Origin of the sequence: Streptomyces yangpuensis, from assembly GCF_001005295.1 — a bacterium.
Classification (GTDB): domain Bacteria; phylum Actinomycetota; class Actinomycetes; order Streptomycetales; family Streptomycetaceae; genus Streptomyces; species Streptomyces yangpuensis.
In genome coordinates, this window is record NZ_LBMK01000002.1 from 140,579 (window position 1) to 153,162 (window position 12,584).

Consider the following 12,584-nt stretch of genomic DNA (forward strand, 5'->3'; position numbering starts at 1 on the left):
CCCCCGGCGGCCGGCTCCCGGTCAGCGCCCTGGCACCGCATCGCCGCGGCCGGCTCAGGCACCGGCCGGCTCGCGCGCCGGCTCACGCACCCGTGTCAAGACGCCGACAGGAATTCCGCCGGACCCTCGTCATCGAGGGGATCCGGCGGGATTCTCGTCAGGTGACCAGCGACTGGCTTCCCGACCGCGGCATCCGCCGGACCGTACGCGCCCTGGGGGTCGCCGGCCTGGCGGTCATCGCCACCGGCGCCGCCCTCGAAGCGATGTGGCTGCTCGGCCTCGGCGTCTGGGGGATCATCGCCGCGATGGGGATCGAGATCGTTTACCGGCCCTGAGGGCCGGCGCCGGTCACGCCCGGCGCAGTGCGGAGCGGCCGGCGAAGCGCGCCGCGTCGCCCAGTTCCTCCTCGATGCGGATCAGCTGGTTGTACTTCGCCGTGCGGTCGGAGCGCGAGAGCGAGCCGGTCTTGATCTGGCCGCAGCCGGTCGCCACCGCCAGATCCGCGATGGTGGTGTCCTCCGTCTCGCCCGAGCGGTGCGACATGACGGCCGTCCAGCCCGCCCGGTGTGCCGTGGCCACGGTGGCCAGCGCCTCGGTCAGGGTCCCGATCTGGTTGACCTTGACCAGCACCGAGTTGCCGACGCCGGTACGGATGCCCTCGCGCAGCAGTGCCTCGTCCGTGCAGAACACGTCGTCGCCGGTGAGCTGGCAGCGGTCGCCGACGCGGGCGGTCAGCTCGCGCCAGCCGTCCCAGTCGTTCTCCGCCATCGGATCCTCGATCGAGACGACCGGGTAGGCCTCGATCAGCCGGGCCAGGTGATCGGCGTGCTCGGAGGGAGTGCGCCGCACCCCCTCGCCGGCGTAGTCGTACATCCCGTCGCGGAAGAACTCCGACGAAGCCGGGTCCATGACCAGGCCGATGTCCGTGCCGGGGCGGTAGCCGGTGCGCTCGATCGCGGCCATCACGAAGTCGAGCGCCTCCTCGGCGGTGCGCAGCGCGGGTGCGAAGCCGCCCTCGTCACCGACGCCCGTGGAGTGTCCGGCGGCCAGCAGGTCGCGGCGCAGTGTGTGGAAGACCTCGCTGCCCATGCGGACGGCCTCGGCGAAGGTGTCCGCGCCCAGCGGGGCGATCATGAACTCCTGGAAGTCCAGCGGATTGTCGGCGTGTGCGCCGCCGTTGACGATGTTCATCATCGGCAGCGGCAGGAGGTGGGCGTCGGGGCCGCCGAGGTGGCGGTAGAGGGGCAGGTGGTGGGCCGCCGCCGCGGCCTTGGCGGCGGCGAGCGAGACACCGAGGATCGCGTTGGCGCCGAGCCGGGACTTCGTGGCGGTGCCGTCGAGCGCGATCAGCGCGGCGTCGAGGCCCGCCTGGTCCGCGGCGTCCCGGCCGCGCACGGCCGCGGCGATCTCCCCGTTGACGTGGGCGACCGCGCGGTCGACGCCCTTGCCGTGCCAGCGTGTGGGGTCCCCATCGCGCAGCTCCACGGCCTCCCGGGCGCCCGTGGAGGCGCCGGAGGGAACGGCCGCGCGCCCCAGGGAGCCGTCCGTCAGCACGACGTCGACCTCGACGGTGGGGTTGCCCCGGCTGTCGATGATCCGGCGGGCGGTGACGGTCTCGATGCGGGCGTCGACGCAAGCGGCGGCCTGTGCGGACATGGCGCCCTGTGCGGACATGGCGGCCTGTGCGGACATGGTGGGTCCTCCCGTGGTCGTGTGCCGGGACCCCGGCTGCGACAGCACTGGCGCCGGCCCCGACAACGCAAAACCATACAGCAATGCTGTGCAGTTCAGCTGTACAGCTGTGCTGCGCAGTATTGCTGTACAGCTCAGGTGCACAGCTTTGCTGACCAACGGGGTAAAGTGCCCTATGCCCTCCTCCGACGCCGCCGCCATCGCCGCCGAACTGCGCATCGCGACGGGCAGGCTCATCCGGCGCGTCAAGGACGAGGACCGCATCCCGCTGGGTCAGGCCGCCGTGCTCGGCGCCCTCGACCGCAACGGCCCCATGACCACCAGCGACCTCGCCGCCGACCAGCGTGTACGCCCCCAGTCCATGGCCCGGGCGGTGGGCCTGCTCCTGGAACAGGGCCTGGTCACGCGCCGGGCGCACCCCACGGACGGCCGCAAGTCGCTGGTCGAGCTGTCGGACGCGGGCCGGACCGCGCTCGAAGCCGAGCGCGGCCGCCGGGCCGGCTGGCTCGCCCAGGCCATCGCCGCCGAACTGAGCGACGAGGAGCGGGACTTGCTGGCACGGAGCATCGCCCTGCTGGAACGGCTCGCCGCCCGCTAGGCCCTGTCGTCAAAGTCCCGCCTGGCCCGCGGCGCCCGGCACCGCACCTCGCCGCGTTGTCGGGGCGCCCAAGTGCGTCCAGTACTCGGGCGCCCCTCCGCCTTGCGAGGCTTCCCCTCGGCCCTGCGGGCCTGGGGAGACCCCATGGCACCGGACCCCGCGGGCCTGACCGGCGCTACTTTGACGACAGAACCTAGTGCTGTGGCCGGACACCTCCCGGGGGCCCGCGCCCAGGAGTCAGCCGCCGATGTCCCGGCTGCGGAAGTCGTCCAGGGTCTCGCGGCGGAGCAGCAGCCTGGCCGATCCCTCGTGGACCGCGACGACCGCGGGGCGGCCCACGAGGTTGTAGCCGGAGGCCATCGACAGCTGGTAGGCGCCGGCCACCGGTACGGCGAGCAGGTCGCCGGGGCGGATGTCACCCGGCAGTTCCACGCCGGCCGCGAGGATGTCGCCCGCCTCGCAGTGCCGGCCGACCACCGTGGTCGTACGGGGTCCGGCCGTCGGGGCACGGCCGACCAGGCGGGGCGCGTAGCGCACCCCGTACAGCGCGGGCCTCGGATTGTCGCTCATGCCGCCGTCGACGGCGACGAACACCCTCTCGCCCGTCTGCTTGACGGCCAGGACGCGGTACAGGGCGACGCCGGCGGGCCCGACCACCGCCCGCCCGGGTTCGACGAGGAGCCGCGGGACGGGCAGCCGGGCGGCGGCGCATCCCGCGACGAGTTCCGCGCGCAGCCGCCGGGCCAGCGAGGCCGGATCGAGCGCGGGTTCGCCCGGCCGGTAGGCGATACCGTGTCCGCCGCCCATGTCGAGCTCGGGCAGGACGACTCCGTGCGCGTCGCGGATGCGGGCCATCAGGCCGACCATGCGGCGCAGGGCCACCAGATACGGCTTCACCTCGGTGATCTGGGAGCCGATGTGGCAGTGCAGACCGGTCAGTTCGAGCTGCGGCTGGCCCAGGATCCGGGACACGGCGTGCTGCGCGCCCCCGTCGGTGAGGGACAGGCCGAACTTCTGGTCGTCCGTGCCGGTACGGATCTTGTCGTGCCCCCCGGCCGACACGCCCGGCACCACCCGCGCCATGACCTTCTGGTGCCCCTCGGAGCCGACGGCGGCCGCGATCCGGGCGATCTCCGAAAGGCCGTCGATGACGATCCGCCCGGCACCGAGCCGCAGCGCGGCCTCCAGGTCGCGGGGCGACTTGGCGTTGCCGTGCAGCACGATGCGCTCGGGCGGGAACCCCGCGGTGACCGCCAGCTCCAGTTCTCCGGCGGAGCAGGTGTCCAGGCCGAGACCTTCCTCCCGTACCCAGCGGACCATGGCCCGTGACAGGAACGCCTTGGCGGCGTACAGCACCTCGGCATCGGGGAAGGCCTCCCGGTAGGCCCGGCAGCGGCCGCGCACCTCTCCTTCGTCCAGGACGTAGACCGGTGTCTCGAACCGGTCCGCCACCTCCGCCAGCGACACCCCGCCGACGGCCAGGCCGCCGTGCGGGAGCCGTCGCGTGGACGCGGGCCACAGGGTCAGGTCCTCCGCGCCGGCGGTGACCTCGGCGAGCAGGGAAACGGTCATCAAGATCCCCTCTCAGAGTGCGCGGGCCGCTACGTCGCCGGACCGCGTCCGCGCCTGCTCCGGCGCCGGGATGACGGCGGGAGCGGTCAGGGTGGGGTCGATCGTCAGCCGGCACCCGCCGAGCGGCGCGGCCAGTGCGCGGAGCGCGGACTCGGACAGCCGGATCCACGGATGCCCGGCCCCGAGGGTGGCCGCCAGCAGGTCGGGGCGGGTGAATCCGACGGCGGTGCGCTCACCCAGGGGGGTGTGGAACATCCGCAGCACCACCTGCGGCGTACCCGGCCGGACGGGCACGTAGAGGGGTCCGGCCGGGTCCCGTTCCTCGGGCTCGGGCTCGGGATCGTCGGCGTACCGGAACAGACACATGGGCCCTCCCTGGGGAACCACGAGTGGCGGCTGAGGCCCCGGATGCGGGGAGGCGGTCCGGGGCACGGCAAGGAAGCTATCCCCGTTCCGGCCGCCCGGAGCCGCTCCGTAACGGGGCCCTGACGGCGACCGGCCGAGCCCATACGCGTCGCTGACGCCGGGCGGGGCTTGACGGCTGCTCCAGAAGAGATAACACTCGGAGTGCAAGTTGTTTTGTCCTTTGGTGAGGGAAAGGTGCGTCATGTCTGTCCTGTGCGTATATGCCGCAGCGGGCGCGGTCGTGGGCGCCGTATGGGCCTTCGGCGCGGACATACCGGCGTGGGAGCATGCACTGCGCGTACTCGTGATCGTGCTCTGCGTCAGCGTGGCCGGACGCCTCATCGCCCCCCGCCTCGCCCGCACCGGCCGGGCCCCGCTGGACCGGGGGCTGTTCCTCGGGCTGGTCGCGGCGAAGGTACTGCTGGTGGCCGTGGCGCTGCTGGTGGACTGGGCCGCCGGACTGTGGTTCTCCGAACCGGCTCTGATCACCGCCGGGTTCCTGTTCCTGCTGGTGACCCTCGGCGGCCCCGTGTTGCACGAACGGCTGACGAACGGCGTTCCCCGGCCCTCCTGTTGACGGATCCGGGGCCGTCCGTGGCGCCGCCGGCGACAGGCGCCCGCCGGTGGATAACCTGTCGCCATGGGCGAGGGGACGAACGGCATGGGCGGGGAACCGGACGGCCAGGAGTGGAGTGCCACGCGCTCCTGGGTGGAGAAGGAACTGGGCGGGGCGGAGCGCATCGACCGGGTCGTACGGCTGCGCGGCGGCTGGACCTCACACATGCGCCGCCTGGACGTCAGTGGCCCGGGCGGCCCGCGCTCACTGGTCCTGCGGTCCTTCGTCAAGCCCTTCTACGTCCGGCACGCCGAGGGCCTGCTGACCCGCGAGGCCGCCGTCCTGCGCCTGCTCGGCGACACGGACGTACCCGCTGCCTCGCTCGTGGCGGTGGACGCGACCGCGGAGCACTGCGACCACCCCTCCCTGCTGATGTCCCTGCTGCCGGGGACCGTGCGGCTGGGTGACCGGGACGCCGACGACCGGGACGCCGACGACCGGGACGGTGACGACCGGGACGTTGAGGACCGGGAGGCCGCCGACCGCGCCGAACTGCTCGCCGGACAACTGGTGAACATCCATCGGCTGCCCGTGACGCCGCCGCAACGGCCCCGCCCCTACCAGCCCTGGACCTCTCCCGAGCGGGTGACCCCGCCCGCCACCACCGCGCGGCCCGAGCTCTGGCAGCGGGCGATCGACGTCATCCGCCGGGACCCCCCGGCCCATCGGGGCTGCTTCCTGCACCGGGACTTCCATCCCGGCAACGTCCTCTTCACGGGCACCGGCGGTGATCTCCGCATCAGCGGTGTCGTCGACTGGGTGGAGACCTCCTGGGGCCCGGCCGACCTGGACGTGGCCCACTGCTCGACGGGCCTCGCCCTGCTCCACGGAGTACCCGCGGGCCTGCGCTTCGCCGACCGCTACACGGCGGCGGGAGGAACCCTGGCCGATGGCCGTGCCCATCTCTACTGGCGGCTGCTCGACGCACTGGCCTTCGCCCCGGACGCGGAGAAGGTCGCCGTCCCCTGGCGGGAGCTGGGCCGTGTCGACCTCACCCCCGATGTCCTGACCCACAGGCTGGAGGAGTACGTCGAGGCCCTCGTCGAGCGCTACGACTGACCCGTCACACTGCCTCGCGCCGGGCTGCTCCGAGGGTCTCGTCCGCCGTCTCGAAGCGGTGCTCCACCGGCCGCAGCACCTCGTGGAGGTGACCGAAGTACGCCGTCTCCGCCGTACCCGTGAGCACCGCCAGCAGGAAGGCCACGCACTGCGTGTCATGGTGCTCCCACAACGGCCCGCGCCCCTCGTTGTAGAGCACGGTCCACTCGTCCGGGTGCTGCCCGGGCCGTGCCAGCCAGTACAGGAAGGCGCCCGTGCCCTCCTCGTGCGCCCAGGGCAGGATCCGGGCGCCCTCCTCCAGCAGGGCCGCAGGCCTCTCCTCGCCCATGCCCCACAGATCGGCCAGGATCTCCTCCCGCTCCGCCTTCTCCGCGTACAGGTCGCACGAGGCGTAGGCGGAGCCGGGGACCAGCAGCCAGACCGTTTCGTCGAAGACGCCGTCGCCGTACGCCTCGACGAGCCGTTTGTAGTCGGCGGGCAGCGCCGTGCCGAGGGTTTCCTCGGCCCGCGCCCAGTCCACCGTCCGCGGCGGATCGGCGTGCGGCGGCGGGCAGAGGCGGACGAGGTCGTCGAAAGCGGTCATGGAACGGACGCTACCGGGCCCCGGAGCACTGGCTGCGGGCGGGTCGCGACCCCGCGACCACGCGGGCATGCGGACCTGGGCCATGGCGTGCCTCGCGTTCGGCTTCCTGCTCGCCGCCGGCCGGCTCCGTTCGCCCGGTGCTTCCTGGCATGAGTCCGCGCCGACGGCCCGGAGGCGGGCCGCCGACGCGGCGGGTGATGCCGTCAGGCGCGGCGTGCGGGTGCGCTCAGGCGCGGCAGCGCAGCATCTCGAGCGGCGGGTTGGCGTGGAAGTCCGACCAGAAGTCCGCGTCGAACTCGCGCTCGCCGGCCTCCGACACCGTCAGCGGCACCCAGGTCAACTCGCGGAACCCGGCGGCCCCCAGGCACCTCTCGTACACCTCGCGGCGCGGGAGGTTGGCGGTGAACGACACCGGCGGGTCGAGCAGCGCCGTGGTCCGCACCTGCGGCCCGGTCTCGCCCTGCGCGCCGGTGAGTTCGCTGCGGAAGCCGTACCTTTCCGGCGTGGGCCCGTCGAAGCGGAAGTCGGGCGACTGGTTGAGCAGGAAGAGCTCACCGCCGGGCTTCAGACTGCGGTGCAGTGCCCGGCACATCCGCTCCGTGGTGGCGATGTCCTCCGCGTAGTTGAGCAGCTGGACCGCCAGGGCCACGTCGAAGGGCTGCTCGATGGGCCGCAGATCGGCCACGTCGCCGACCTCGTAGCGCACACCCAGCGGATCGCTCTCCTCCAACTGCTGTGCCACGGCGATCATTTCACCGGAGATGTCGATGCCCAGCACCTCCGCCGCACCCCGCCGCCTGAACTCCCTGCTGTAGAAACCGGTTCCGGACGCCAGGTCGAGAACCGACCTGCCGCTCACGTCCCCGACCAGGGCCAGGAAGCTGGGTACCACCACGTACTGTTCGAGGGGCAGGGCCTTGAACCCCTCGTAGGCCTCACCGATTTCGTCGTACTGCTGCTGCGCGCTCATTGTGACGTCCTCCCCGTCGCGGCATGCTCCGGCCGCGGCGTCCCCCGTCCCCGGGGTGCGGCCGCGGCCACTGCCTGGAAGTCTCCACGGGGCCGGGCGGCCGCCCGAACTGGCGGAACCCACGAAGATCCGGGCACCGTCCCGGTGTCGTGTACGACGGCCTCCCGGAGCCGATCAGTCCGCGCCGTCGGCGGCCCCGCTCCGCCCGGCGTCCCGGTGCGGGCCGGCGGGATCCTGTTCGAACCTGCGGAGCAGGTCGGCCGCCACGCTCACCGCGATCGTGGCGGGCTCCTTCCCGGCGATACCCGGGATCCCGATCGGCGTCCTGATCCGGTCGATGGCGGCGGTGTCATGGCCGCCCTCGGTGGCCAGGCGCTGCCGGAACCGCGCCCACTTCGCCGACGAGCCGATCAGACCGATCGAGCCCAGACCGGCCGTGCGCAACGCGGCGTCGCACAACGCCGCGTCCTCGGCATGGTCATGCGTCATGATCAGGACGTGGGCGCCGGACGGCAGCTCCGCGAGGACCTCCTCCGGCAGCAGCGGGGTGTGATGCACCCGGACGTGCGCCACCGCGTCCGCGAGCACGCCCAGTCGCTCGTCCGTGAGCATGTCCGGGCGGCTGTCGATCAGGTGCAGGTCCAGTTCGTGGCGCGCCAGGATGCGTGCCAGCTCCAGCCCCACGTGCCCGACGCCGAAGACCGCCACGGCCTGGACCACCGGCAGCGGTTCGAGCAGTACGGTGACGGCTCCGCCGCAGCACTGCACGCCGTGGCGGCCGGTGACCTTGTCGTTGAGGGCGAACTCCATGAGCTCCGGCTCCGGATCGGCCGCGCCGGTCAGCTCGCGGGCCCGGTCGACGGCGACGGCCTCGATGTTGCCGCCGCCGATCGACCCCCAGGCCTCGGTCCGTCCCACGACGAGCTTGGCACCGGCCCGGCGGGGCGCGTGGCCGCGCACGGCAGCGACGGTCACGAGCACGCCGGGTTCCCGGCGTGCCCGCAACCGCGCGACCGCGGCCACCCAGCTCATCTCAGGCATGGCTCAGCGCGCTCGCCCCGGCGCCGTCCGCCTGCTCGCCGCGGGGCTGTTCGCCATGCGCCGCGCCGCCGCTGCGCGCCGACTCGACCGCCCAGTACACCGCCTCGGGCGTGGCCGGGGAGGCCAGTTCCACGCAGACCCCCTCTGGTCCGAAGGCCGCCGCGGCCTGCCTCAGCGCCTCCCGTACCGAGAAGGCCAGCATCAGCGGAGGCTCACCCACCGCCTTGGACCCGTAGACCGCGCCCTCCTCCGTGGCGTTCTCCAGCAGCCGGACATTGAACTCCTCGGGCATCTCCGAGAAGCTCGGCAGCTTGTACGTGCTCGCCGCCTGGGTCAGCAGCCGGCCGCGGTGCGGCCCGTCGCCGGCGTCCCACCGCAGGTCCTCCAGGGTCAGCCAGCCCGCGCCCTGCACGAAACCGCCCTCGACCTGACCGATGTCGATCATGGGGGAGAGGCTGTCGCCGACATCGTGCACGATGTCCACCCGCCGGATCCGGTACGCCCCGGTGAACCCGTCCACCTCCACCTCGGCCGCCGCGGCGCCGTAGGAGAAGTACTTGAACGGCGAGCCCTGGAACACCTTCGCGTCCCAGTGCAGCCCCTCGGTCCGGTAGAAACCGGCCGCCGACAGCTGGACCCGCTGGAAGTACGCGGTGCGCACCAGCTCGTCCCAGGCCAGCACCTCCTCGCTGCCGAGGACGCGCGCGACGCCGTCGACGATGCGCACGTCCGAGGCGTTCGCCCCCAGCCGGGTGCCGGCGACCTGGAGCAGCCGCTCGCGGATCTGCTCGCAGGCGTTCTTCACCGCCGCGCCGTTGAGGTCCGCCCCGGCGCTGGCGGCGGTGGCGGAGGTGTTGGGCACCTTGTCCGTGCGGGTGGGCGCCAGCCGTACCTTGTGCAGCGGAATGCCCAGCGTGGTCGCCGCCACCTGCAGCATCTTGGTGTGCAGGCCCTGCCCCATCTCGGTCCCGCCGTGGTTGATCAGGACCGAGCCGTCCTTGTAGACCAGCACCAGCGCGCCGGCCTGGTTGAACGCGGTGAGGTTGAAGGAGATCCCGAACTTGATGCCGGTGACCGCGAGTGCCCGCTTGGTGTGCGGGTGCGTGGCGTTGAAGGCCGCGATCGCGGCCCTGCGGTCGGCGAGGCCGGCGTCGTCCTGGACCTGGCGCCAGACGGCGGAGATCCGTTCGGGGTGCAGGACCCGCTGACCGTAGGGAGTCGAGTGGCCCTGCCGGTAGAAGTTGCGTTCGCGCAGCTCCATGGGATCCAGTCCGAGCAGGGGCGCGCACCGGCCCATGATGTCCTCGATCACCAGCATGCCCTGCGGTCCGCCGAAGCCGCGGAAAGCGGTGTTGGAGACCTTGTTGGTCCTGGCGATACGGCCGGTGACCCGCGCGTTGGGAATCCAGTACGTGTTGTCGATGTGGCACAGGGCGCGCGCCACGACGGGCTCGGACAGGTCCAGGCTCCAGCCGCCGTCAGCGGTCAGCGTGGCCTCCAGGGCCTGGATGCGGCCCTCGGCGTCGAAGCCGATCCGCCACGCCGCGTGGAAGCCGTGGCGCTTGCCGGACATGGTCAGGTCCTGGGTCCGGTTGAGCCGGACCCGGACGGGCCGGCCGGTCAGCCTGGCGCCGAGCGCGGCGACGGCCGCGAACCCGTGGGGCTGCATCTCCTTGCCGCCGAAGCCGCCGCCCATCCGCAGGCACTGCACGGTCACCTCGTGGCTGTGCAGACCGAGCACGTGCGCGACGATCTCCTGCGTCTCCGAGGGGTGCTGGGTGCTGCTCTGGACGAACATCTGCCCGTTCTCGTCGACGTGGGCCAGCGCCGCGTGCGTCTCGAGATAGAAGTGCTCCTGGTCGGAGAAGTGGAACTCGCCGGTGAACACGTGGGCGGAGTCCTCCAAGCCGGCGTCGACGTCGCCGGTCACCATCACCGGCCGGGCGCCGTGGAAGCTCCCGGCCGCCATCGCCTCCCGCAGCGTGATCACGGAGGGCTTCTCGTCCAGCTCCACCTCGACGGCCGCCGCACCCAGCCGGGCCGCCTCCAGGGTCTCGCCGAGCACCCAGGCGACGGCGTGCCCGTGGAACATGACGGTGTCGGGGAACAGCGGTTCGTCGTGCTTCATCCCGGCGTCGTTGACGCCGGGCACATCGGCACCCGTCAGTACGCGGACCACACCGGGCACGGCGAGTGCGGGCCCGGTGCGCAGCGCGGTGATCGTGCCGTGGGCCTTCATGACCTGGACCGGGTACGCGTGCAGCACGTCCTTGGTGCGGTGGACCAGGTCGTCGGTGTAGAGGGCGGCGCCGGTGACGTGCAGGCCGGCGCTCTCGTGCGGCAGCGGAAGCCCGACCACGGGCTTCTCGGGACGCTGGGACAGATGGCTCATGACGACACCGCCTCGGTGGTTCGCGCGTACAGCTTCAGCAGGCTCTGCCCGAGCATCGCGGAGCGGTACTGGGCGCTCGCGCGGTGATCGTCCAGCGGCGTGCCCTCGGTGCTGAGCACCCGCGCGGCGGCCTCGACGCTCTCCGCCGTCCAGGGCCCGCCTTCCAGGGCGGCCTCGGTGGCCAGGGCGCGGACCGGGGTCGCGGCCACGCCGCCCAGGCCGATGCGCGCCGTGCGGACGGTCCCGTCCTCGATGTCGAGGGCGAAGGCGACCGCGACGCTGGAGATGTCGTCGAAGCGCCGCTTGGCGATCTTGTGGAAGGCCGTCACGGGCGCCAGCGGCCGGGGAATGCGCACCGCGCGGATCAGCTCGCCGGGGCGGCGCACGCTCTGCCGGTAGCCGGTGAAGTAGTCGCCGAGGGGGACCTCGCGCTCGCCGTCGGCGCCGGTGAGCACCAAGGACGCCTCCAGCGCGAGCAGTACGGGCGGACTGTCGCCGATGGGGGAGCCGGTGCCCAGGTTGCCGCCGAGGGTGGCGCTGTTGCGGATCAGCCGGGAGGCGAACTGCGGGAACAGCTCGGCCAGCAGCGGGACTTCACCGTCGAGGCGCCGTTCGATCTCCGTGAGGGTCAGCGCCGCTCCGATCTCGATGCGCTCGGATCCGACGTGCAGCTCCCGCAGTTCCGTCAGTCGGTCGACGGCGATCACACAATCCGCCCGGCTGGAGCGGATGTTGACCTCGACGCCCCAGTCGGTGCTCCCGGCGACGACCGTCGCACCGGGCCGCTCCCGCAGCAGCCGGACCGCGTCGGCCAGGGTGCCCGGCCGCAGGAACGCACCCTCGTCCCGGACGTATGCGGTGGCGACCGGCTCGGGCGGGGACTGCTCCCGGCGGCGCGCCAGGGGATCGTCCTCGGCGGGCATGCCGACGGCGAACGCGGCGTCGCGGATCGGACGGTAGCCGGTGCAGCGGCACAGGTTCCCGCTCAGCGCGTGCAGGTCGAAGCCGTTCGGACCGTGCTCCGAGTCGCCGTCCTGGCCTGCCCCGTCGGCCGGTTCGGCCCGGTCGCTGTGCGCGCACCGGTCGGGACGGTAGTACTCGGAAGCCATGCTGCAGATGAACCCCGGTGTGCAGTAACCGCATTGGGAGCCGCCGCGGGCGGCCATCTCCTCCTGTACGGGGTGCAGCACGGCCGGCGCACCGGATGCGTCGGCGGTGGCGAGGCCCTCGGAGGTGACGACCTCCTGGCCGTCGAGCGCTGCGACCGGCACCAGGCAGGCGTTGACGGCCACCCAGTCGGTGGGCTTCTTCACCCCGGGACGCGCCACCAGGACCGAACAGGCGCCGCATTCCCCCTCGGCGCAGCCCTCCTTGGTCCCGGTCAGGCCCCGCTCGCGGAGGAAATCGAGCACCGTGGTGTGGGGTGCCGCCGGTGAAATCGGTGTTTCTTTCCCGTTGACCGTGATCCGCGCCGCTACCACGGCACGTCCCCGTTTCGGCGCACGGTCGGTCGGACTGTCCAAGTCGCCATGTTCAGGAGCTTTCTCTTCCGGTGGTCGCAGCCCGGCATACGGAATACCGCAGCGCGACGCATCGGCACGCGACGACGTGCCGTAAGCGGTGACATAGATGAGAGAAGGTGCCGGGGCCGCAGAC

At 72.7% G+C, this 12,584-nt stretch carries 12 protein-coding genes; 4 read left to right on the forward strand and 8 right to left on the reverse strand.

The genetic code is table 11. From position 1 onward, the window contains the following. The first annotated feature begins 161 nt into the window (after positions 1-161). Positions 162-335 (forward strand): hypothetical protein, encoded by a 174-nt coding sequence (locus AAT21_RS37365; protein WP_157879634.1) that lies wholly within the window; start codon positions 162-164, stop codon positions 333-335. A 13-nt stretch (positions 336-348) separates the two neighbouring features. Here AAT21_RS37365 and eno read toward each other — a convergent pair whose 3' ends face one another. After that, positions 349-1,656, reverse strand: coding sequence for a phosphopyruvate hydratase (gene eno, locus AAT21_RS06000; protein ID WP_107081277.1), 1,308 nt, complete (start codon positions 1,654-1,656; stop codon positions 349-351). A 211-nt stretch (positions 1,657-1,867) separates the two neighbouring features. Between eno and AAT21_RS06005 the strand changes: the two genes are divergently transcribed. Beyond that, the gene (locus AAT21_RS06005) at positions 1,868-2,290 is read left to right on the forward strand and encodes a MarR family winged helix-turn-helix transcriptional regulator (RefSeq protein WP_046775727.1); all 423 of its coding nucleotides are present in this window, start codon (positions 1,868-1,870) and stop codon (positions 2,288-2,290) included. A gap of 237 nt (positions 2,291-2,527) precedes the next feature. Here the strand turns inward: AAT21_RS06005 and lysA are convergent, their stop codons facing one another. Continuing rightward, entirely contained in the window at positions 2,528-3,862 is a 1,335-nt protein-coding gene (gene lysA / locus AAT21_RS06010) for a diaminopimelate decarboxylase (protein WP_046775728.1), read from the reverse strand. 12 nt (positions 3,863-3,874) lie between these two features. Beyond that, entirely contained in the window at positions 3,875-4,228 is a 354-nt protein-coding gene (locus AAT21_RS06015) for an SAV_915 family protein (protein ID WP_046775729.1), read from the reverse strand. A 241-nt stretch (positions 4,229-4,469) separates the two neighbouring features. Here AAT21_RS06015 and AAT21_RS06020 point away from each other — a divergent pair, with 241 nt between their 5' ends. Both AAT21_RS06020 and AAT21_RS06025 read left to right on the forward strand, forming a co-directional pair. Further along, on the forward strand, positions 4,470-4,844 hold the full coding sequence (locus AAT21_RS06020) for a hypothetical protein (protein WP_046775730.1): 375 nt from the start codon (positions 4,470-4,472) through the stop codon (positions 4,842-4,844). A gap of 63 nt (positions 4,845-4,907) precedes the next feature. Next, entirely contained in the window at positions 4,908-5,942 is a 1,035-nt protein-coding gene (locus AAT21_RS06025) for a phosphotransferase family protein (RefSeq protein ID WP_046775731.1), read from the forward strand. A 4-nt stretch (positions 5,943-5,946) separates the two neighbouring features. Here AAT21_RS06025 and AAT21_RS06030 read toward each other — a convergent pair whose 3' ends face one another. The 5 genes from AAT21_RS06030 to AAT21_RS06050 form a co-directional block, all read right to left on the reverse strand. Beyond that, entirely contained in the window at positions 5,947-6,525 is a 579-nt protein-coding gene (locus AAT21_RS06030) for an SMI1/KNR4 family protein (protein ID WP_046775732.1), read from the reverse strand. A 226-nt stretch (positions 6,526-6,751) separates the two neighbouring features. Continuing rightward, positions 6,752-7,495 carry a class I SAM-dependent methyltransferase gene (locus AAT21_RS06035; RefSeq protein ID WP_046775733.1) on the reverse strand — a complete coding sequence of 248 codons (744 nt, stop codon included), beginning with the start codon at positions 7,493-7,495 and terminating at the stop codon, positions 6,752-6,754. 174 nt (positions 7,496-7,669) lie between these two features. After that, a complete protein-coding gene (gene xdhC / locus AAT21_RS06040; RefSeq protein ID WP_107081218.1) occupies positions 7,670-8,527 on the reverse strand; it encodes a xanthine dehydrogenase accessory protein XdhC in 858 nt (285 codons plus the stop codon). Between the two features lies 1 nt (position 8,528). Further along, the gene (xdhB, locus tag AAT21_RS06045; RefSeq protein ID WP_046775735.1) at positions 8,529-10,928 is read right to left on the reverse strand and encodes a xanthine dehydrogenase molybdopterin binding subunit; all 2,400 of its coding nucleotides are present in this window, start codon (positions 10,926-10,928) and stop codon (positions 8,529-8,531) included. Continuing rightward, entirely contained in the window at positions 10,925-12,409 is a 1,485-nt protein-coding gene (locus tag AAT21_RS06050; RefSeq protein ID WP_046775736.1) for a xanthine dehydrogenase small subunit, read from the reverse strand. Before AAT21_RS06050 ends, xdhB begins: the two co-directional genes overlap by 4 nt. Positions 12,410-12,584 lie beyond the last annotated feature (175 nt).

What these genes read in the sequence shown, in the direction of transcription:
- eno (WP_107081277.1), bottom strand. Translation starts at nt 1,656, where the DNA reads ATGTCCGCACAGGCCGCCGCTTGCGTCGACGCCCGCATCGAGACCGTC.
- AAT21_RS06005 (WP_046775727.1), top strand. Translation starts at nt 1,868, where the DNA reads ATGCCCTCCTCCGACGCCGCCGCCATCGCCGCCGAACTGCGCATCGCG.
- lysA (WP_046775728.1), bottom strand. Translation starts at nt 3,862, where the DNA reads ATGACCGTTTCCCTGCTCGCCGAGGTCACCGCCGGCGCGGAGGACCTG.
- AAT21_RS06015 (WP_046775729.1), bottom strand. Translation starts at nt 4,228, where the DNA reads ATGTGTCTGTTCCGGTACGCCGACGATCCCGAGCCCGAGCCCGAGGAA.
- AAT21_RS06020 (WP_046775730.1), top strand. Translation starts at nt 4,470, where the DNA reads ATGTCTGTCCTGTGCGTATATGCCGCAGCGGGCGCGGTCGTGGGCGCC.
- AAT21_RS06025 (WP_046775731.1), top strand. Translation starts at nt 4,908, where the DNA reads ATGGGCGAGGGGACGAACGGCATGGGCGGGGAACCGGACGGCCAGGAG.
- AAT21_RS06030 (WP_046775732.1), bottom strand. Translation starts at nt 6,525, where the DNA reads ATGACCGCTTTCGACGACCTCGTCCGCCTCTGCCCGCCGCCGCACGCC.
- AAT21_RS06035 (WP_046775733.1), bottom strand. Translation starts at nt 7,495, where the DNA reads ATGAGCGCGCAGCAGCAGTACGACGAAATCGGTGAGGCCTACGAGGGG.
- xdhC (WP_107081218.1), bottom strand. Translation starts at nt 8,527, where the DNA reads ATGAGCTGGGTGGCCGCGGTCGCGCGGTTGCGGGCACGCCGGGAACCC.
- xdhB (WP_046775735.1), bottom strand. Translation starts at nt 10,928, where the DNA reads ATGAGCCATCTGTCCCAGCGTCCCGAGAAGCCCGTGGTCGGGCTTCCG.